Raw genomic sequence first — 20,703 nt, 5'->3', positions numbered from 1 at the left:
CGCCAGTGTGTTGCTGCACTAACGTCCCTGCGAACCCCAGTGGATCCTGACCAACAGGCGCGAGGTAAAATCATGGATTATCACAGCCCTGCCAGCTTTGCCGAGGCGTCGGCTCTGGCAGAAAATGCAAAAGGCGTTACACGGTTTCTTGCCGGTGGCACCGATGTTCTGGTGCAGTTGCGCTCGGAATTGGTGACGCCTGATACATTGATAGACATCAAGAAAATCAATGGCGTAAGCGATATCACCTGCAATGCTGACGGCAGCTGGACGCTGGGCGTGGCGGCGACGGGTGCGGAAATGAGCGAACATCCCGGGTTGGGCCGCGACTGGCCCGGCGTGGTCGAAGCGATGGATTTGATCGGATCGACTCAGGTGCAGGGGCGGGCGACGCTGACTGGCAACCTGTGCAATGGCTCGCCTGCGGCGGATTCGGTGCCAGCCATGGTGGCAGCGGGCGTGACCGTGACAGTAACCGGACCAGGTGGCATCCGTGAGGTTGCCGTCGAAGATATTCCGACCGGCCCCGGCAGAACGTCCTTGGCCAAGGGTGAACTGATCTCGGCGGTCAATATTCCTGCACGCGGCGAAAACGGAGGTGATGCCTATCTGCGGTTCATCCCAAGGACCGAGATGGATATTGCGGTGGTTGGCGTAGGTGTGAATCTCCGTCTGGACGGGGATACCATCACCGAGGCCCGCGTGTCTCTGGGTGCCGTGGCTCCGACTGTTCTACTTGTCGAAGACTGCGCCAAGGCGATCATGGGCAGCACCCTTGACGATGCTGCATTGGACGCGCTTGCCGCTGCCGCATCTACTGCCTGTAACCCGATCGACGACAAGCGCGGCACGATCGCATTCCGTACCGAAGTGGCCGGGGTTCTGGCCAAACGCGCCGCGAAAATCGCCTATGCCCGCGCCAAGGGAGAGCAAGCATGAGCAAGTTCCACGTATCCACCACCGTCAATGGTGACACGGTCGAATACCTGTGTGACCCACGCGAGACCCTGCTGGACTGTCTGCGCGACAAGCTGAACCTGACCGGTGCGAAAGAAGGCTGCGGCACCGGCGATTGCGGTGCCTGCTCGGTAACTGTCGATGGCCGTTTGGTTTGTTCCTGCCTGATGCTTGGGATCGAAGCAGAGGGTAAACAGATCGAGACGGTCGAAGGTATTGCAGACGGGGACGTTCTGCATCCGCTGCAGAAGAAGATGATTGAATATGCTGCTCTTCAATGCGGTATCTGCACCCCCGGTATTCTGGTCGCGGCCAAATCGTTGCTGGAAAAGAACCCGAACCCGACCGAGGAAGAGACACGGTATTGGTTGGCTGGTAATCTCTGCCGCTGCACTGGGTATGACAAGATCATTCGCGCCGTGATGGATACAGCGGCTGAACTGCGGGAGGCTTCGTAATGGCACTCGACGATCGCAAATCTGAATTCACTTTCGTTGGCACCCGACCGAACCGCCCTGACGGGCTGGACAAGGTCACGGGGCGCGCGAAATTTGGCGCTGACGCCACCGCGCCGGGCATGTTGCACGGGGCTATTCTGCGCTCACCCCATGCCCATGCGCGGATCGTAAAGATCGATACCTCCAAGGCCCAAGCGCATAAAGACGTCAAAGCCGTTGTGACCCGTGACGATTTCGCTGAGGTGCCGTTTAAGCCCGGTCTTGAAGGTGAGTTCTGGAACGTGCTGGAAAACGTTATGGCAGGCGAGAAGGCCCTGTATGACGGCCACGCGGTGGCCGCTATTGCGGCAACTTCGGCGCTGTCGGCGCGTGATGCACTCAAGCTGATTGAGGTCGAATATGAGGTGCTGCCCCATGTGACCGATGTCGACAAAGCGATGGCCCCGGACGCTCCGGTTATACGCGAAGGGGCGGCGGATTATTCCGTGCCCGAAGGGATGCACCCGAACGTCGTGCGCTATCACGAAAGCGGGCATGGCAATGTCGAAGCCGGTTTTGCCGAGGCGGATCTGGTCGTTGAAGACAGCTTTGTCACCGAGGCAACCCATCAGGGCTATATCGAACCTCATGCCTGTTTGGCGACGCTGGGAAATGACGGCAAGGGTGAGCTGTGGTGCACCACCCAAGGTCACTGGATCGCGCAGAAAACCTGTGCGGCTTTGCTGGGGATCGAAACATCGCAACTGCGGGTGACGGCGTCCGAGATTGGCGGCGGCTTTGGTGGCAAGACAACCGTATTCATCGAGCCGGTCGCGCTGGCGCTGAGCCGCAAGGCCAACCGGCCGGTCAAGCTGGTGATGACCCGATCCGAGGTATTCCGGGCCACCGGTCCGACGGCCTCCGCGTCGATGGATATCAAGATCGGGATGAAGAAAGACGGCACGATCACCGCAGCGCAAGGCGTGTTCCGCCTGCAGGGTGGGGCCTTCCCCGGCGCGCCGGGTGATATGACGGCCATGTGTGCCTTTGCTCCTTATAACCTGACTAACGTCAAGCAGGTGGGCTATGATGTCATGGCCAACCGCCCGAAACAGGCGGCCTACCGGGCGCCCGGTGCACCGATGGGAGCCTTTGCTGTTGAGTCGGTGATTGACGAGCTGTGCAAGAAACTGGGTCTGGACCCCGTGGATGTGCGTCTGAAAAACGCCGCCTACGAAGGTACGAAGGCCAGCTATGGCCCGCGCTACGAACGCATCGGTCTGGTCGAAACGCTTGAGGCCGCCAAGGCGCATCCGCACTATTCTGCGCCACTGAAACCAGGGCAGGGGCGTGGGATATCCTGTGGATTCTGGTTTAATCACGGGGGCGAGACATCCGTGTCGCTGGCCCTGTCCGAGGATGGTTCGGCCCAGCTGATGGTCGGCACGCCCGATATCGGCGGTTCGCGCGCGTCGATGGCGCTGATGGCAGCCGAGGTGTTGGGCATTCCCTACGAGAATATCCGCGTCACCATCGCGGACACGGCGACGCTGGGATACAATGACGTTAGCCACGGATCGCGCGTGACCTATGCCTCGGGTCTGGCCACGATCAAGGCGGCCCGGCACGCGGTCGAAAAGCTCAGCGAACGGGCGGCGGCCAAGTGGGGCATCCCGGTGGATGCGGTGAAATGGGAAAACGGCTGCGCGGTGCCCTCGGGCCCCAATGCGGGCGATTTCGATCCGATGCCGTTGGCCGATATCACCGCTGATATGGGCGCGACCGGTGGTCCGATTTCGGGCCATTTCGAAGCGACGCCCGAGGGCGCAGGCGTGTCCTTCGGCACCCATATCGTCGATGCCGAGGTCGACCCGGAGACCGGCAAGACCAGCATCACCCGCTATACGGTCATTCAAGACGCCGGAAAGGCGATCCACCCGACCTATGTCGAAGGCCAGTATCAGGGCGGCGCGGCGCAGGGCATCGGTTGGGCGCTGAACGAGGAATATGTCTATGGCGAGGATGGTCGTCTGCAGAATTCGATCTTCCTCGATTATCGCATCCCGGTCGCCAGCGACTTGCCGATGATCGATACGGTGATCGTCGAAGTTCCCAACCCCGGCCACCCGTTTGGGGTGCGCGGCGTGGGCGAGACCGGCATCGTGCCGCCGCTGGCAGCCATCGCCAACGCGGTTTCGAACGCTGCGGGTGTGCGGATGAAACAACTGCCAATGTCACCGCCGCGCATTTTGGCGGCGCTCAAGGACAATGGTTGAGGTCCACCTGTGGTCCGGCCTTCGGTCTTTGACCGGGGGCCAACAGGTGGTCGAGGTCGAGGCCAAAACCACCGGCGAGCTGCTGCGGGAACTTGCGCGGGTTCATCCGCAGCTTCAGGCGCCGATTGATGCCGGGGTTTCCATCTCAATCAACGGGCGCGTGATCGCCAGCGGGCTGACCGAACCGATCCCCGAGGGCAGCGAAGTGTATCTGATGCAAAGGCTGCGCGGCGGTTAGCCTTGGGGAGACCAGGGTTCGCGCCCGACCATCCTGTCTGCTTCGGCGGTGACGTCGTTCATATGCGCCTCAAGGCTGAGGCGAAGGGCCTCGAGTTCTTCTTCACTGGCCTTGCGGGGAACATTTTCGGTCCATTCCCGGCACAGAAACACGCCTTTGTTGCGCCAGGGGCGCGGCATCAGCAGGCGATCCCAGGTACCGGCCTCGCTGCCGTGGCGGGCGGAATAAGTGATACCGAAGACCCGCTTGCCCGAGGTGCGTGCCCAAACCAGAGGCACTGTCGACAGCACCCGTTCCGGACCGCGCGGGCCGTCAGCGGCGATACCGATGGAAATGCCCCGCTTGATCTTGCCGATCACTTCGCGTGACACCGCGATGTTGTTGGCGTTTTTGCTGGTCATGGCGATGGTGTCCATGCCGAACAGTTTCTGCACCCGACCAACCATGCTGCCAGCGCGTGCCGAAGATGTGATCGAGCAGATACGCCCCTTATCCAACGGAAAGAAATAGGGTGATTGTGCCAGTCGCTGATGCCAAAGGACAACGATGACCGGCTCGCCCTGATCGGCCAGTTGGTCCAGCTCTTCATAGCCGATGCGTTGCCATTGGGTGTTGCGGTTGACCATCCGAATATAGCTCGCGATGCGGCGGGCGGTCCAATTCAGGACGGCCTCGCTATCGGCGATTTTCTTGCGGATACTCACTAATGGTGACCCTCATATTGATCAAACCGTGTCTTATAGAACTCAACGCCATACGCAACTTGTTTGTCGTGCGCATAACTGAGGAGGAATCTGAAAAAGCCTCTTGAGTCCGCCGCGCGGCTGGCATATTTGAGGCGGACCTTAGGGGTATAGCTCAGTTGGTAGAGCGACGGTCTCCAAAACCGTAGGTCGCGGGTTCGAACCCTGCTGCCCCTGCCATTCTCTCCATTGCCAGAAGTTTGTGCCAGCTTGGGCGGAATGGGACACGAGTGACCCTTTGCGCAGCCTAGCTGTTACAACTTGGACCAGCAGAGCATTCGACCGATGCGATAAACCGCGTTCTGGTTGCTCAACAAATCACGGTCTAACCCAAAATCGGTGATATGCCACCGGCAAAAGCGGCCAAGATTGGGGCCGTCAGGGCGAAGCCGGCGCGGATGATGTCACCTGTGCCTTCTGTCAGCTTATGCGACGATCTCCAGTCATCAATGTCGAATGCCTGGTCTGTGCCGCCCTGATTTCGGGCAGCCAAAGCGAGGTTAGAAATTCTTCCGTCCAGAAGGACTGCCACGGGAAGAAAGTAGCTGAGCATTAGCAAGCAAAAATATGTGCCGGTGAACAAGGCCGATGCGTTGAGCAATGCGCTATAGGCGGCCCTTTCTGATTCAGCGATCATGGGCAAGGGCCAGTACATCCAGCTTGCGGCAAAGAACATGCCGAAGGTCAGCACCAGACTGGACAGGTAGAGCTGCTGCCGCATCTGCCGCAGGTTTTGCGCCAGCTCAGCTGCGGTTGCTTCGATGTCCTGAGATTCATGCCGACCAAGACACAATATCATTCCGACAATCAGCGACCCGATCGCAAGGCCGGCCATTGCATTCACCAGGTCCAGAATACGGTTGAACAGCGAAAGAACAGGGGCCTGCCCGCATTTCCCAAACATCCAGCTATCTTCCGAACCGGAACATGCCGGTAAGGTGCCTTGCGACAATGCTGTTTCAAAAACGGCTTTGCCGATCTGGTGGTAAATCTGCGGGCTTTGGTCGGTCATATGCTTTTGAATGGTCGGCACGAGAGCCAGAAACACGATGGCGACTACAATCGCGATTGCCGCGATCCGGGTGTTTTTTTCGATCGGGCGTGACAGGGTCCGGAACAAGACTGCCACGGGCAACAAGGCCAGCGATAAAAAGAACCAGGACGCGGCAAGAAACCGAAACCGACCAACGGCTTCCTGCCAAGAGCTACCGCTCAACACAAAGTTCACTGGAACGTCCAGTTCATTGGCGATCATTTGGTTCTGGATCAGTTTATGGATTGCGAAAACACATACCGGCAGCAGGGCGATGGCAAAATAGCGCGGTTTTACTCGGCTTTTTGACACGTGATACCTTTCTTGCCGGGGCGTTGCACAGCACACAGTTTAGCACAAAACTCGTACATCGATGCCTGGAGTTTCAGGCGGGCTTTCTGATGGTGACAATCGAACGGCCGGTACGCTTGCCCATTTGCCCCAGCCAGACCGCCAGAAGTACGATACAGACACCGGCGATCTGCACAAAGGTCAAGTTTTGCCCAAGCATGACCCAACCAATCATTACGGCGGATAACGGGCTGAGAAAGCCAAGTGCCGAGACCGCAGAGGGTTCGATCCGGGCGAAGCCTCGGAACCACAGGATATAGGTCAGGGCAGCCCCGATGACGCTCAGATATCCAATTCCGAGAAGGCTGTTTGTTTCAAGCGCTGGTAAGGCGGGCTCAAATATCAGTGCAAGCGGCACCAGCAACAGCCCGCCGGCGGTTAGTTGCCAAGCGGTAAATGTCAGCAGCGGCACTGGCGGTTGCCATTTGCGCGTCAGGACAGTTCCTGCCCCCATCGAAAGGGCGCCACCCAGTCCAGCGATCAGGCCAACCGTATCAAGATTGATAGCTGTTCCGAGGACAAGGCACCCGACGCCGATCACCCCCAGCAGCGCTGCGCCGACCGATCTCAGCCCAACCGGGGTGTTCAGCAGAAATGCCGACAGGAAGACTACAATAAGAGGTTGTACCGCGCCGACAGTGGCTGCGACCCCACCGGGGAGCCTGTAAGCCGCGACGAAAAGCAGGGTCCAGAACACGGTGAAATTGAGCGCGCCCAGAATGAATATGCGGCCCCACCAATGACCTGTTGGAAGTTGACGGGACAAAACTAGCAGCAGCAGTCCGGCAGGCAGCGCACGCAGCGCGGCCATCGTGATCGGATATCCGACGGGCAAAAATTCGGTCGTAACATAATAGGTGCTACCCCAGATCAAAGGGGCAACAGCAGTTAGGGCGATGTCGGTTTGGTGTCTCATGGCGATTCCCCTTTATCTTGACGTCAAGATATATTGCAAAATCTTGACGTCAAGATAAAGTTGGGCTAGCCAGAACTCATGGATCATGTGGAGCGAATTATCGCGCAGTGGAACAGTGCCCGGCCCGACCTGGATGTGGGGCCGATGGAAACCGTTGGTCGACTGACGCGGTTGGCGGTTCAGTTGCGAAGGGCGATGGAGCATACTTGGGCTCTTCATGGCATGAACGCTGCCAGCTTTGATGTCCTTGCCACGTTGCGAAGGTCTGGCAAGCCAGAGGGTCTTTCACCTGGCGAGCTTTTGGAGCTTACAATGGTGACGTCCGGCACAATGACGAATCGCGTCGATCAACTGGTTAAGGTGGGGATGGTCGAAAGAGTGCAAAACCCTGAGGATGGCCGGGGCTTCCTGATCCGTCTTACCCAAAATGGGTTCAAAGCGATCGAGGCCGCCGTTTCGGATCATGTAGAGACTCAGCAGCGCCTGGTTCAGGGTTTGTCCCTGCAACAGCGCGATCAGCTCAATCACCTGCTCAGATCGTTGTCTGAAACGCTGGACTGATCCAGGCAGGTAAGCATTCTGGACCGGGGTGCCAATTCCGATGTGGCATAAGCCGTTTTAGTGCGCACGGCTCAAATTCTATAATTCTTGGGCTATGCGGTTTCCTCGGTCAGGGGATTGGCATATTGTTCAAACGAATTTCAGGTAGCCGGATGAGGATACATGTCGCGCTTCGATGGATATTTCCTGCGGCAACTGCTGATTCTGTTCGGCTTTTTCACTCTGATTCTGGTGGGGGTTTTCTGGATCACCCGCTCGGTCAGCCTGTTTGACCGTGTCATCAGCGGTGGTCAATCGGCCATGGTGTTTCTTGAATTTACCGCTCTTACTTTGCCGACGCTGATCCGTACGGTGATGCCCATGGCCGTGTTCGCAGCGGCCGTCTATGCCACCAACCGCCTGAGCCGTGAAAGCGAGCTTACGGTGATGCTGGCCACAGGTTCCAGCCCGTGGCGGCTGGCTCGCGCTGTGGTTCTGTTCGGTCTTGTTGCTGGTCTGATGATGGCCTCGATCAGTGTTTTCCTGCGCCCGGCCTCGGTCGATCTACTGGAAAAACGGCAGGCCGAAGTGGCGGGTGACGTCACAGCGCAGTTATTGAATGAAGGCGAATTCCTGCATCCTGCAAGTGACGTGACCGTCTATATTGGGGGGATTGATCAGGACGGGACTTTGCGCGAAGTTTTTGTTTCGGACCGGCGGGATAAAACCAGCCCGGTCAGCTATTCCAGCCAAACAGCTTATCTGGTCAATAACGGCTCGGGCATTCATCTGGTGATGGTTGACGGGGTTGCCCTGCGTCAGGACCGGCAGGGACGTACCCTGTCGTCTACACTGTTTCAGGACGCGTCCTATGACATCTCAGAATTGACGAGTACCGACAACACGGCCGAGCGAAGCCTCGAGGCCATTCCCACCGCAGAGCTGTTGCGCGACCGGGCTGCGATTGCGGCAGCAGAAGGGTTCACTGAGGGCGCGTTGATCGACGAGCTGCATCAGCGATTTTCATGGATCACCATTTGTATCGCGGTCGCAATGGCGGGCTATGCAACCCTTATGTTGGGCAGCTTTTCCAGATTTGGCCTGTGGCCACAGATTTTTGGAGCATTCATAATTCTGGTCCTTTTGGAAGGTATGCGCGGCTTTGTGTCCCCGTTGGTGATCGAAGACCCGAAATTGTGGCTATTGCTCTATTTGCCTGCTGTCATGGGCATATTGATCTCGTGCCTGTTTCTTTTGATTGCAGGTCGTCCGCTTCTGCGCGTGCGCGCAAGAAAACACTCGCAGGCATTGTCCCAAGCCTGAAGTTACGGCGCATTTCGGCGCAATGTTCTTCGGCCAAGCTAATTCGTTTTTTCGCTCAGGTTTTCTGCGTTAGGCTGCGGTTGGATGATCAGTCAAAAGGACCGGTCCATGCTGGACAAAACCCACAAACCCACCTGGACCAGCTTTGAAGAGGCGACCAAGGCCGATTGGGACGCCGTCATGGAATACGAAGAGGCCTATAACGCCGCGTTGCCGGACAGGATACTGGATGCGATCCGTTCGCTGGACGAGGATTGGACGCCCTATCCCGTGAACCGCTATCAGCACAGCCTGCAGGCCGCGACGCGCGCCTATGAGGATGGGGCGGAAGAAGAGCTGGTCGTCGCAGCGCTGATCCACGACACCGGCGATATCCTGTCTCCCTATAACCATGGAGAGCTGTCAGCGGCGATGATGAAGCCCTATGTCAGCCAGAAAACCCATTGGATCCTCAAACATCACTGCGTGTTCCTGGGCTATTACTACAATCACCACCTGGGCGGAGACCGCAACGCCCGAGACAAGTACCGCGACAGTCCTTATTGGGAGGAATGCCGCTATTTCTGCCATGAATACGACCAAAAGGCGTTCGATCCGGATTACCCGACCAAACCGTTGGAGTTCTTCGAGCCGATGCTGCGCCGTGTCCTAAGCCGCGGCGAGGGGCATATGGAGTTGAACGAAACCGCCGAAGGTTAGCAGGCGGCCATCAGACGGTAGACGATCTGTGCGGCGGTAAAGTCCCAGGCGGCATTGCCGTCCGGGGCCAGCTCGACCACGTCGAACCCCACGCATTTGCGCCCCCGAAGGGCATGCTCGACCAGTTGCAGCGCCTGATAATAGCCCAAGCCGCCGGGCACGGGTGTTCCTGTGGCCGGCATTTGCGAAGGGTCCAGCCCGTCGACATCAAAGCTGACATAGACCAGTTCGGGGAAATCCTTGGGCAGATCGACCGCGTTGATGTTACCGGTGACCAGCTCCTCGGCATCAATGTGGAACACGCTGTTCTTCACCCGGCTCTGCGCCTCTTCGGTCGAAAAGGCCCGGACGCCGAATTGGGCCAGTCGGACGCCTTCTTCGGCCAGTAGATGCATGACCGAGGCATGGCTGTGCTTTTCACCCTGATACGTGTTGCGCAGGTCCGCATGCGCATCAATCTGGACGATCCCGATCGGTTGGTTCAACGCGCGGGCCACACCCATCACCGCACCGTAGCTCAGAGAATGCTCACCGCCCAGAGTAACCGGCACTTTACCAGCGCGAATGGCGGCTTCGGTGCGCAGGGCAAGGCGTTCCATCACTGCAGGCATAGGGCCGTCACAGTTCAAAGGTTCCTCAGTGAAAATACCCGCTGTGCAAGGCTCGGCAAGGCCAGTGATGCGCTCCAGCTCGTTGCTGGCCTCGATGATCGCCGCCGGGCCACCGGCTGTACCCGAGCCGTAGGATACCGTGCGCTCCAGCGGTACTGGGATTACACGAAACCGGGCGTTTTCGGTCCGTTCCGATGTGGTCAATTCACTGTCGAGGAAAACGCTCATGAGAGCCTCTCTTTAAAGTCGTCATAGCCGAACTGTTTGATAATTTTCAACGCGTCGGTTTCGCTGTTCCACAGGGCGATTGTGGGCAGGGGGACACCGTTGAAGGTGTTGGTCTTGACCATCGAATAATGCGCCTGATCTAGGAAGGCAAAGCGTTGGCCGATCTCAAGCGGTTTGTCCCACGTATAGTCGCCGATCACATCCCCCGCCAGACAGGACGGGCCGCCCAGACGGTAGGTATGGCCTGCCTCGGCCTCGTCCATCAGGGCCGGGCGATAGGGGGCTTCGATCACGTCCGGCATGTGGCAGGTGGCCGAAATGTCGGTGATCGCAAGGGTCATGCCATTGGTCGGCAGGTCGAGAATTTCGCCCACCAGAATGCCCGCATCCAGTGCCACAGCCTCGCCGGGTTCAAGATAGACGTCGACGTCATGGGTTTCGCGGATCGCCTTGATGAACGCGATCAACCCATCACGATCATAGTCGTCACGGGTGATATGGTGGCCACCGCCGAAGTTCAGCCATTTGAGATGACCCAGGAACGGGGCGAGTTTTGGTGCAACGGCTTCCCAGGTGCGTCGCAAGGGCTCGAACCCTTGTTCGCAGAGGGTGTGCATATGCAAGCCATCGACCCCGGCCATGATTTCAGCGCTTAGATGGCTGACTGGCGTGCCCAGACGCGAACACGGCGCGCAGGGATCGTATTTAGGGATTTCACCTTCGGAGTGTTCGGGATTGATGCGCAGGCCGACCTGAACTTTGGCGGCCTGTGCTTTGGTCAGGAACCGGTCCTTTTGTGCGGGTGAGTTGAAGATGATGTGGTCGGACAGTGACAGGATTTCATCGATGTCAGCGTCTTTGTACCCGGCGCAGTAAGTGGCGACCTCACCGCCATATTCTTCGCGGCCTAGACGGGCTTCATAGATACCGCTGGCGCAGGTGCCGCCAAGGTGTTGGCGGACCAAGGGGGCCAGCGAGAACATCGAGAACGCTTTGAGCGCGCTGAGGACATGTGCACCGGACCTGCTGCCGACATCGGACAGGATCGCCAGATTTTTCTCAATTGCTTTTTCGTCGACCACAAAGCACGGGGTCGGCACGCGGGTGAGGTCGAAATTGCGGAAAGCACCGGCATCGCCTGCTTGTGTGGTCATCATGTCGGACATATCAGGCGTCTCCGAATTTGGAGAGGGCGGGGGGCGCTGCCCCCCGGACCCCCCGAGGTATTTAGGGCCAGATGAAGCTTTGCGGATCAGAACTCGACCGGGCCGTCTAGTTCGTGGACCTGCCATGGCAGACCATGTTCATTCAGCATGTCCATGAAATCATCCGGGTCGAGCTGTTCCATGTTCCACACTCCTGGCGCGGTCCAGTTGCCTTTGAGCACCTGCGCGGCACCGATCATAGCCGGAACGCCAGTAGTATAGCTAACCGCTTGGCTGCCGACCTCGGCGTAGCATTCCTCGTGGTCGCAGATGTTATAGATGTAATAGGTTTTCTCGCCCGAGCCATCCTTGGCCTGACCCGTGGCGATATCGCCGATACAGGCCTTGCCCTTGGTTTCGGCACCCAGATCGCCGGGATCGGGCAGTAGGGTTTTCAGGAACTGGATCGGGATGATCTCTTTACCGTCGTGCATCACCGGGTCGATGCGGGTCATGCCGACATTCTCCAACACCTTGGCGTGGGTGATGTAGGCGTCGCCGAAGGTCATCCAGAAGCGGGCACGCTCAATCTCGGGGAAGTGGGTGGAGAGGCTCTCCAGCTCCTCGTGATACATCAGGTACATGTTTTTGGGGCCGATGGCGGGGAAGTCAAACTCGACCTTATGGGTCATGGCGGGGGAGTGTTTCCATTCGCCGCCTTCCCAGTGGCGCACCTCGGCGAGAACCTCACGCAGGTTGATCTCGGGGTTGAAGTTGGTGGCGAATTCCTGATCGTTGCTGCCGCCATTGGCGTCCAGCACGTCGATCTGGCGGATCGTATCCAGCTTGTGTTTTCTCAACCACGTCGCAAAGACAGACGTTACGCCCGGATCAAAGCCCGAACCGAGGATGGCGGTCAGTCCCGCCTGTTTGAACCGATCCTGATAGGCCCATTGCCAGTGATACTCGAACTTGGCTTCGTCCTCGGGCTCGTAATTCGCGGTGTCGATGTAGTGGATGCCCGCCTCAAGGCACGCGTCCATCAGCACGAGGTCCTGATAGGGCAGGGCCAGGTTCACGAGGACCTCGGCACCGGTGTCCTTGATCAGTTTGACCGTGTCCGCGACCTTATAAGCGTCCAGCTCCGCAGTAGCGATATCAACGCCCACACGCTCTTTCACGGCCTTGGCAATGGCGTCGCATTTCGACTTGGTGCGGCTGGCCAGCGTGATTTCAGTGAAGATGTCCGAATTCATCGCCATCTTGTGCACCGCAGCGTGAGAGACGCCGCCCGCGCCGACAACCAGCGTTTTGCCACTCAAAGTTCCCATGGGGTCATCTCCTCTCGGGGGTTATTCGTAATAGGTGTAGCCATTGATCGAGTCGCGATATGCGCTCATCAGGGTTTTGCGGTCTTTGGCCAGCAGAGTACCGGTCGAGATCGCCTCGTCCACCATTTTGCGGAAGGCGGCGACACAGTCGGCCGGATCAAACTCGACATAGGACAGGACCTGACCAATGGTGTCGCCCTCTTGCTCGTGCAGCAGATCGAAACCGCCATCGGAGCGCAGGTCGATGGTAACCACGTTGGTGTCGCCGAACAGGTTGTGCAGATCGCCTAGCGTTTCCTGATAAGCACCAACAAAGAAGACGCCCATGAAGTATTCGTCATTCTCGGGCAGGGAATGTACCGGCAGGCTGGGCGAGACACCTTCGGCCAGAATAAACCGGTCGATCTTGCCGTCGCTGTCGCAAGTGATATCGGACAGCACAGCGCGGCGGTCGGGCGTATCGTTCAGACCCTGCAGCGGCACAATCGGGTGTAGCTGGTCAATGGCCCAGACGTCGGGCAGCGATTGGAACAGCGAGAAATTGCAGTGATAGATATCAGCCACTTTTTCCAACTGTTCGTCGACATCCGTGTCGAGCTCATCGCTGGCAGCCAACGCCTTGAGGCGGGCCATCAATGACAGATAAATGCGTTCGGCGCGCGCCATCTGGCGCAGGTCGATATATCCGCGGCGGAACAGGGCGCGCAGCTCGTTGCGATAGAAGGTGGCATCGTTCCAGCACTCTTGCAACCGGTCGCTGGAGAGGTATCCGTGCACAGCTGCAAGGTCTGACACCAGATGATGGTCATCCGCCTCGACTTCCGGCCCATCCGGCGCGTCATAAAGCGTGCTTTCCAGCACGTTGAACACCAGCATGGATGAGGTCGCAACGATAGCGCGCCCGCTTTCGGTGACCAATGTGGGGTGCTCGACCTCGGCTTCATCCATGGCATAGGCGACGGTTTCGACCACGTTGGCGCAGTATTCTTCGACCGTGTAGTTGATCGAGTTTTCGGCGGCTTTCTTTTCGCCCGTGTAGTCCACGCCCATGCCGCCACCCAAGTCCAGATGGGTCAGCGGTACGCCTTCGCGGGTCAGTTCGGTATAGTATCGGCAGGCCTCACCCACGGCGCGGCGCACGTCATTGACGTCCTGCACCTGCGATCCAAGATGCGAGTGTTGCAGCTTCAGGCAGTGCAGCAATCCGGCGGCCTTCAGCTTGTCCACCGTGGCGACCAGTTGATCGGTGTTCATGCCAAAGGCGGAACGGTCGCCCGAGCTTTCTTCCCATTTTCCGCTGATCTGGTTGGTCAGTTTAACCCGTACGCCGATCAGCGGTTCGATGCCGAGTTGGTTATAGACTTCGATCACCGTGTCGGCCTCTTTCGGGCTTTCCAGCACGATCACCGTATTGAACCCGATTTTACGGCTGAGGATGGCCAGCTGGATAAACTCGGCATCCTTGACGCCGTTGCAGACGATCAGCGCCTCATTGGCCAGACGATGGGCAAGCGCGACCACAAGTTCCGGTTTCGAGCCAGCCTCAAGGCCATAATTGTACTTCTTCCCAAACTCGACGATCCGGTCGACCACCTGAGCCTGTTGGTTGACCTTGATCGGAAAGACACCGCGATAGCTGCTTTTGTACCCAACCCGGGCAATCGCCTCTGCAAAGCTTTCGTTAATATGGACAATCTCGTGCTCCAGATAGGAGCTGACGCGCAGGATCATCGGAGCTTTGATGCCGCGATCGTCCAGATCACGCAGAATACCGGGCAGGCTGATTGCAGCAGTCTCTGGTGCAAGGGGATTGCGCAGACCGATTTCGCCGTCTTCCGTCACCTCGATGAGGTCTTTGCCCCATTTCTCAACCCCGTAGATGGAATGCGGTGCGTCGGGCGTCTGTTTCAATCAAGTCTGTCCTTAACCTAGGGTGCCTGCTTCGCGCCCGCCAATACGGCAGCAATTCGATTCGTCCAAGTGTAATCTATGTGACGGGTATTTCCGAATTTATACAGGCAGACCAACGGGAACCAGATGGTTATCCCACTGACAATCCGGCCGGGCGGAAATGCGGGCCTTGGCAGTAAGCGCTCCGACCAGTCCGGTGCCTGTGGTGAAGACAAAACCGGAAGGCCCGGCACCCAGGCCGCAGACATCCTCAAGCGGGGTCATGTCGTTAAGTTGACCGGTCAAGCTGTCGAACCGGAGCAAACTGTTGCCGCGAGGGCAGGTGATGGCGATGGTTTTGCCGTCCCCGGCAAAAGCAATGCTGCCAGCGTAACCCTGCAAGACACTTTGCACCGATTCCGGGGCTGCAAGCAGGCGCGGAGCCTCGCCTCTTTTGTGCAGTCCCAGCAAAGGCGGGTGGTTTGACTTGTTGCCCTGCCATTGCATTGCAAACCCGACCAGACCGTCGGATCGAACGGCAAGGTGTCGGATCGAATTTTTATGCAGTGTCCGGGGCAACTCTATCTGTTCCAGGACCGAGCCTGACAGACTCAGATAACTTAGGCGCGGTTGCATGATGGGCAGATTCAGCTTGGTTCGGCCCATTTCAGGATGTGTTTCAATGCCGCCATTTGCGATGATCAGAGTTTCCCCATCCGGCATGAGCCGCATATCATGCGGCCCGACCCCGCCCGAAGAAAACTCGCCCAACCGCGTGTAGTCCTCCGAGTCCCAAACGCCAATCACACCCTCACCGGCCTCATAGTCGTTTTCGGTGGTGAACAGATGGGTTCCATCCCGGGAAAACACGCCATGGCCATAGAAATGGCGGCCTTTGGGAGCATCCATCCGTGCGGTTTGGGTTCCGCTCTTGCAATCGATCACCACGCCAAAGGTGCCAGGGCGGCGAGCGAAAGCCACGGCTTGCGCGCGTGACGGATGCGCCGCAGCGGCATGGCCGCGCGCCGGCAGGGGGAGAGAGAATAAGATACCGCCTTCAGAACTCAGGCCCGCCAGCCGATAGGTGCCGTCCGGAAACAGCGCCGCCGCCAGGAAATCTGGCGCGCCGACAGTCGACCAACCTTGTGTTGGGGCAAGGCTAGCTGCAGCCAGGCCCGCAAGGAATTGACGGCGGCTTGTCATGGCTTAGTCCCCGTCCAGCGAATTGAATCCGGCACTGATACCCAAGGTCGGGCCCAGCTCGGTTGCTGCAATCGTGTGGATGTCGTTGATCATCTGCTGCAAGGCTTCGACCCGTATCCGACCCGAAGGTGTCGAGACACCGGCCAGTGTAGGGTCGTCTAACTCACGCGTGCGGATGATAGCCTTGTCGAACGCATTATCCAAATCAGCGGCAATCTGCGGATGATCTGCGGACAGCCCGGTGGCCAGATCGCGCAGCGTGATCAATGACAGTTCGACCTGGCGTAGTGACCGTTCAGACCTGCGCGCTTCGGCCCGATTGGGGCGGGGGCGCTCTAGGGTGCCCATGGGGCGCCCAAGGCGTGTTTCGGCAGTGAATTCCAATCCGGTGATCAGAGCTTTATAAAGTTCCTGCATGGCCTCATCAGCAGACCGGTAAGGACTGTCTCCGCCGGGCATGGTCAGGTTGGCAGAGAAAGGTTGCCAGTCGTGGTCCATCGCCTTCGCATTGCGGTTTATATCTGCAGCAATCGCCCGGATCAAAGCGCATCGATAGGCCCTGTCGCCCTGATCCGCGAGGGCTGGGTCGAATAGCATCAATTCAAGTGCAAGAAACCCGCGTCCCGCGATCGAAGCCTCGGCATAAGCCTCGGGGGTGTCAACCACCGCGTCTTGGGTGGCAATCAGGCCGGATAGGGTTTTGGGTGTAAACCCTTTTGTGTCCGGCCAGAATGCCATCGCAAATGCGCGGTCATCGACCTCGGAGGGGCCAAAGCGCAAGTGGCTTACCGTGACCCAGCGGTCGAATGCCAGGTGATAGGCTGCACGAAGGTTCGGTGAAGCGGCTGTGCAATCCGCCTGCGCTGCCGCATCCAGCGCAGCTGTTGCGTCAGATAGCTGTGCGTATCCGGGAAGAATGTGCCCTTCAACAACTTCTGTCAGGATCTGGCTGGGATTTTGCGCCAAGGCTGACAGGGGCAGAATAAGGGCAATGGCCAGGCCGAGGGCACGCATCAGAGGCTCTCCAGAAAGCGGATCAAAGCGTCGCGGTCGGGTTTGGGCATCGAGACAACGGTGTCGCGCGCCATCTGCGCCTCTCCGCCGTGCCACAGAACGGCCTCCAGCAGCGATTGCGCCCGCCCGTCATGCAGGAATTGGGTATGACCCGAGACCTGCTCGGTCAGGCCGACACCCCAAAGAGGTGGCGTGCGCCATTCCCGGCCTGTCGCCCGCGCTTCGGGGCGGTTGTCGGCCAGACCATCGCCCATGTCGTGCAACAGCAGATCGGTATAGGGCCAGATCAGCTGAAAACTGTGTTCGGGCCGGTCGTCCATCCGGTGGGTGACATAAGACGGCGTGTGGCACGAGGCACAGCCGGTATCAAAGAACACCTGCTTGCCGCGCAGGACCTGCGGGTCATCAATGTCGCGCCGCCCTGGGACGCCGAGATTGCGGCTGTAAAACGCCACAAGGTCCATGCCTTGCTGGTCAATCTCGAACACGCGGTCGTCGTTGTCGCCATGGGGAGCGGTGACGCAATCCGCCTGCAATTCGGTGCAATCGCCATGGGCTGTAGGGAAAAGCGGGCTCGAAATCCCGATATCCCCGGCAAAAGCCGCCGCTGATTGCTCCATGATCGTGGGCATCCCGGCCTTGTATCCGAACCGGCCCATCATCGGCGCGTCGTATTCGGCTGACCAAACGATGTTGGGACGGCCCGAGATGCCGTCGCCATCCGCGTCGTCCGGGTCGGCCTTTGCCAGCAGGTCCGCGACCGGAATCGCTTCAAGCAATCCCAGACCGATCATCTGTGGGGCCACGCGCGGGCTCAGCATCGCCTCGGGGTGCAGCGGGCCATATCCAAGATCCGCCGCGGTATAGGTCGGGCTGCGGAGAATGACCGTTTCGCCGTCTGATAGCGCGACAGGAAGGTTTTCATAGGTGATGTCCAGCCGGTACTCGGCGGGGTGGCCCGCGAGGGCCAGATCCTGCATCTGCCCGCCGTAATTGGGTTCGGGCTGAGTGGCGATGTAGTCCGCGATTTCATCGATTGTGCCGCCACCGGGGATTGAGACCCGAAGGAACATCGAAACAGCCCCGTCATAGGGCCCATTTGGTGTGTGGCCGCGCCCGTCCTTGATGTGACACCGTTGGCAAGAGCGCGCGTTGTACAATGGCCCCAAGCCGTCCGAGGCCAGGGTCGAGGAAGGCGAAGACACCCAGATTTTCTTGAACAGCCCGTTGCCGACCTTGAAATCCAGTTCCTGTTCGAATTTCAGATTGCCCGAAGGTTGCGAAAATGCATCTGCGTCCTGACGTGCCCTTACGGTTGCGGCACCGGCGGGCAGGTCCTCGAACCGTTGCGCGGCGTCGAAATCCGTTGGCACGGCGATCACATCCGCGATCCGGGCCTTTTCATCTTCGGTTCTGGGTTGGAAGTTGAGATGCAGATCCTGCAGTTCAGCGGACAGGATCGGGGTGGCTGCAATCGCAGCCACCGCCACAAGCGAGAGCTTACTCGCCTTCGTCCATTTTCGATGCGTTAAGTTGCGCATAATTGGCTTCGCCAATCCTTTCGTACAAATCAAGCTGTGTTTCGAGGAAGTCGATATGGCCTTCTTCGTCACTGATCAGGTTCTCGAACAGAGACATAGTGACGTAGTCGCCCGCCTCTCGACAATATTCACGGGCCTCAACGTACAGGGCACGCGCATCATTCTCGGCAGCCAAATCACATTCCAGAGTTTCCTTCGGGGTCTGTCCAATCCGAAGCGGGTCCAGTTTCTGCAGGTTGGGGTGACCTTCCAGAAAGATTATGCGCTCGATCAGCTTGTCGGCATGACCCATCTCTTCGATGCTTTCCTCACGGCTTTTCTTTGCCATGTGGGTCAGGCCCCAATCCTCTTGCAGACGGTAATGCAGCCAATACTGGCTGACTGCCGTCAATTCATGCCGCAGAGATTTGTTGAGGTATTCTATGACTTTGGGATCGCCCTTCATCTACACTCTCCTGTGATGCCTTGGTGCGTAATGCACAAAGCTGCATGGGGACTTCCAGATTATCGCTGGCGCGCATGGTGTCTAGGAAAAGCGGCATGCATCCGCCACAATCCGCTGATTTTCCAAGGGCATGATAGATCTTGCCAGGGGTTATGACTGCCCTAGGGTCGGAAACGCGCATCCAGTCGATGGCGGCATGAATCTCGGTGTCTGTGATCTTGGTGCAATGGCAGACGATCATGGAGGTGGCGCTCTGGTTTGTATTCTGACTATATTAGTCAGTTATTAAGTGCGTGTCCTGCGGCATACTGTCAATTAGCCGAAAATAAGTTGGGGGCGGGATAGTCCTCCGCCCCCGAACCGCTAGGTTTACTGGAAAACAGCCGTCGGGTTGTCCAGGCTTTCAGAACCTTCGAACTCAATCTGATCGACGTCCAGAATGGTGACGATCCGCTCGATTGTCTTGGTCTGGTCCACCAGCCCGTTCACACCGCCCATGATCAAAACTTCGCCACCTTCATTGCCGCGTTCCAGCATCTGGTCATAGGCGAACCCGGCCTCGGCTGTGGATTTGATCCGACCCAGCGCCTGCATTGTGTTGGCCAGCTTCAGCTTCATCTCGGCGTCCAGCGAGGGGTCCGAGGCAATTACCAGATCCGACAGCGATGCGCCGCTGACAGGAGTTCCGTCGATGCGGGTGTAGCTGCCCAGATAGACGTTCTGAATGCCAAGACCATCATAGTAGTGGCTGTTATGCGTGTTGTCCGAGAAGCAGTCATGCTCTTCCTCGGGATCGTTCAACATCAAGCCAAGACGCATCCGCTCACCGGCCTGCTCACCATAGGACAGCGAGCCCATTCCGGTGAGGATCGCGCTTATTCCTGCGCTCTCATTTTCGGTCAGGGCGGTTCGTGCCGCGCCTCCGTCCTGCCATTGGGTCGCCATCCATTCCAAATCGGTGACCAGCAGTTCAGTCACGGCCTCAAGGTACTGGGCGCGGCGGTCACAGTTGCCGCCGGTGCAGGCATCACCTTGGGCATAGTCCGTCCATGGACGGCTACCCGCGCCTTCACCGTGGCCGTTCAGGTCCTGGCCCCACAACAGGAACTCAATCGCGTGGTAACCAGTGGCGACGTTGGCCTCGATCCCGTCTGCTTCGTGCAAGGTGCCCGACAGCAGTTCCGGAGTGATTTCGTTGGCATCGATTGGTTCGCCTGAAAGTTCAAAGCTTGGGTTGGCGATGACGTTCAATGCGGCGAACTCATTTTCGTCGCTCGGGCCGCCGTAGGTGGTGTCTACATAGTCGATCAAGCCCTCATCCAAGGGCCATGCGTTCACTTTACCTTCCCAATCATCAACGATCGCATTTCCGAACCGATAAACCTCGGTCTGCTGATAAGGGACGCGGGCCGCAATCCAAGCGGATCGGGCGGCATTCAGTGTTGCGTCGTTTGGCGCGGAAATCAGCGCGGTCACGGCGCGCTGCAGCGATTTGGCTGCAATCAGGCTGTCATCGTACTTCGCCTCGGCGATATTGGCGTAGGTATTCAGAACATCGGCTTTCGAGGGGGTCTCGGTTGCAAAAGCAGAGGTGGCGGCCATCAGAGCCACGGCGCTTGTCAGGTTCAGGGGGGTATTCATTGGGGGGTAGTCTTTCTTGTCAGATAACAATGGGTTCGCGCGATGCGACGCTCGACCAATTAACTGATAGAAATAGTCAACTAAGTCAACCTGAGTTTTATAGTCAGGTAAATTGTGAGTGAAAATAGCTCATTCCTACCC

Annotated in this window: 20 protein-coding genes and 1 tRNA gene; 8 read left to right on the top strand and 13 right to left on the bottom strand. The window is 58.3% G+C overall.

From position 1 onward, the window contains the following. The first annotated feature begins 72 nt into the window (after window positions 1–72). Genes AC2FH0_RS11025 through AC2FH0_RS11010 form a run of 4 tightly spaced genes read left to right on the top strand, consistent with a single transcriptional unit; the run spans window position 73 to window position 3,908 of the window. Window positions 73–939, top strand: a complete 867-nt coding sequence (locus tag AC2FH0_RS11025; RefSeq protein WP_496691700.1) for an FAD binding domain-containing protein — start codon at window positions 73–75, stop codon at window positions 937–939. Continuing rightward, window positions 936–1,415, top strand: a complete 480-nt coding sequence (locus tag AC2FH0_RS11020; RefSeq protein ID WP_142635794.1) for a (2Fe-2S)-binding protein — start codon at window positions 936–938, stop codon at window positions 1,413–1,415. Before AC2FH0_RS11025 ends, AC2FH0_RS11020 begins: the two co-directional genes overlap by 4 nt. Then, window positions 1,415–3,670, top strand: a complete 2,256-nt coding sequence (locus AC2FH0_RS11015) for a xanthine dehydrogenase family protein molybdopterin-binding subunit (RefSeq protein ID WP_496696213.1) — start codon at window positions 1,415–1,417, stop codon at window positions 3,668–3,670. Before AC2FH0_RS11020 ends, AC2FH0_RS11015 begins: the two co-directional genes overlap by 1 nt. Continuing rightward, window positions 3,663–3,908: a MoaD/ThiS family protein gene (locus tag AC2FH0_RS11010; protein ID WP_142635798.1), complete on the top strand. Its 246-nt coding sequence runs from the start codon at window positions 3,663–3,665 to the stop codon at window positions 3,906–3,908. The genes AC2FH0_RS11015 and AC2FH0_RS11010 overlap by 8 nt, the downstream gene beginning before the upstream one ends. On the opposite strand, the gene AC2FH0_RS11005 is transcribed toward AC2FH0_RS11010, so the two are convergent. Continuing rightward, window positions 3,905–4,612: a lysophospholipid acyltransferase family protein gene (locus AC2FH0_RS11005; protein WP_496789330.1), complete on the bottom strand. Its 708-nt coding sequence runs from the start codon at window positions 4,610–4,612 to the stop codon at window positions 3,905–3,907. The genes AC2FH0_RS11010 and AC2FH0_RS11005 overlap by 4 nt on opposite strands. A gap of 143 nt (window positions 4,613–4,755) precedes the next feature. Here AC2FH0_RS11005 and AC2FH0_RS11000 point away from each other — a divergent pair. Beyond that, window positions 4,756–4,831: transfer RNA gene (locus AC2FH0_RS11000), tRNA-Trp, on the top strand. 145 nt (window positions 4,832–4,976) lie between these two features. Here AC2FH0_RS11000 and AC2FH0_RS10995 read toward each other — a convergent pair. After that, the gene (locus AC2FH0_RS10995) at window positions 4,977–5,996 is read right to left on the bottom strand and encodes a hypothetical protein (RefSeq protein WP_496691697.1); all 1,020 of its coding nucleotides are present in this window, start codon (window positions 5,994–5,996) and stop codon (window positions 4,977–4,979) included. A gap of 73 nt (window positions 5,997–6,069) precedes the next feature. Then, complete coding sequence (locus tag AC2FH0_RS10990; RefSeq protein WP_496789329.1) at window positions 6,070–6,951, bottom strand: EamA family transporter; 882 nt, start codon at window positions 6,949–6,951, stop codon at window positions 6,070–6,072. Window positions 6,952–7,029: 78 nt separating this feature from the next. Here AC2FH0_RS10990 and AC2FH0_RS10985 point away from each other — a divergent pair, with 78 nt between their 5' ends. From AC2FH0_RS10985 to AC2FH0_RS10975, 3 genes are all read left to right on the top strand, one after another. After that, window positions 7,030–7,512, top strand: a complete 483-nt coding sequence (locus AC2FH0_RS10985) for a MarR family winged helix-turn-helix transcriptional regulator (RefSeq protein WP_496789327.1) — start codon at window positions 7,030–7,032, stop codon at window positions 7,510–7,512. A gap of 162 nt (window positions 7,513–7,674) precedes the next feature. After that, a complete protein-coding gene (gene lptF, locus AC2FH0_RS10980) occupies window positions 7,675–8,814 on the top strand; it encodes an LPS export ABC transporter permease LptF (RefSeq protein ID WP_496700732.1) in 1,140 nt (379 codons plus the stop codon). Between the two features lie 108 nt (window positions 8,815–8,922). Next, entirely contained in the window at window positions 8,923–9,513 is a 591-nt protein-coding gene (locus AC2FH0_RS10975) for an HD domain-containing protein (protein WP_496789326.1), read from the top strand. Here AC2FH0_RS10975 and speB read toward each other — a convergent pair. The 10 genes from speB to AC2FH0_RS10925 all read right to left on the bottom strand — a co-directional run bounded on the left by speB (window position 9,510) and on the right by AC2FH0_RS10925 (window position 20,562). Next, complete coding sequence (gene speB / locus AC2FH0_RS10970; RefSeq protein ID WP_496701614.1) at window positions 9,510–10,352, bottom strand: agmatinase; 843 nt, start codon at window positions 10,350–10,352, stop codon at window positions 9,510–9,512. The two genes, AC2FH0_RS10975 and speB, sit on opposite strands and share 4 nt — an antisense overlap. Then, window positions 10,349–11,518 carry a carboxynorspermidine decarboxylase gene (gene nspC, locus AC2FH0_RS10965; protein WP_496700729.1) on the bottom strand — a complete coding sequence of 390 codons (1,170 nt, stop codon included), beginning with the start codon at window positions 11,516–11,518 and terminating at the stop codon, window positions 10,349–10,351. The genes speB and nspC overlap by 4 nt, the downstream gene beginning before the upstream one ends. Window positions 11,519–11,604: 86 nt before the next feature. Further along, entirely contained in the window at window positions 11,605–12,828 is a 1,224-nt protein-coding gene (locus AC2FH0_RS10960; protein ID WP_496709892.1) for a saccharopine dehydrogenase family protein, read from the bottom strand. Window positions 12,829–12,849: 21 nt separating this feature from the next. Next, on the bottom strand, window positions 12,850–14,739 hold the full coding sequence (gene speA, locus AC2FH0_RS10955) for a biosynthetic arginine decarboxylase (protein ID WP_496789325.1): 1,890 nt from the start codon (window positions 14,737–14,739) through the stop codon (window positions 12,850–12,852). A 99-nt stretch (window positions 14,740–14,838) separates the two neighbouring features. After that, window positions 14,839–15,921, bottom strand: a complete 1,083-nt coding sequence (locus tag AC2FH0_RS10950) for a DUF1513 domain-containing protein (protein ID WP_496789324.1) — start codon at window positions 15,919–15,921, stop codon at window positions 14,839–14,841. 3 nt (window positions 15,922–15,924) lie between these two features. Then, a complete protein-coding gene (locus AC2FH0_RS10945; RefSeq protein WP_496691689.1) occupies window positions 15,925–16,935 on the bottom strand; it encodes an imelysin family protein in 1,011 nt (336 codons plus the stop codon). Then, window positions 16,935–18,476 (bottom strand): di-heme oxidoreductase family protein, encoded by a 1,542-nt coding sequence (locus tag AC2FH0_RS10940; RefSeq protein WP_496789323.1) that lies wholly within the window; start codon window positions 18,474–18,476, stop codon window positions 16,935–16,937. Before AC2FH0_RS10940 ends, AC2FH0_RS10945 begins: the two co-directional genes overlap by 1 nt. Beyond that, complete coding sequence (gene bfr / locus AC2FH0_RS10935) at window positions 18,436–18,921, bottom strand: bacterioferritin (protein ID WP_142635826.1); 486 nt, start codon at window positions 18,919–18,921, stop codon at window positions 18,436–18,438. The genes AC2FH0_RS10940 and bfr overlap by 41 nt, the downstream gene beginning before the upstream one ends. Beyond that, a complete protein-coding gene (locus tag AC2FH0_RS10930) occupies window positions 18,869–19,162 on the bottom strand; it encodes a (2Fe-2S)-binding protein (protein ID WP_142635828.1) in 294 nt (97 codons plus the stop codon). The genes bfr and AC2FH0_RS10930 overlap by 53 nt, the downstream gene beginning before the upstream one ends. A gap of 128 nt (window positions 19,163–19,290) precedes the next feature. Then, window positions 19,291–20,562: an imelysin family protein gene (locus AC2FH0_RS10925; protein WP_496691687.1), complete on the bottom strand. Its 1,272-nt coding sequence runs from the start codon at window positions 20,560–20,562 to the stop codon at window positions 19,291–19,293. Between the last annotated feature and the right edge of the window lie 141 nt (window positions 20,563–20,703).

The sequence above is a fragment of the Ruegeria sp. CDSC051 genome (genome assembly GCF_059610665.1).
This window is presented reverse-complemented; position numbering and strand designations above follow the sequence as displayed.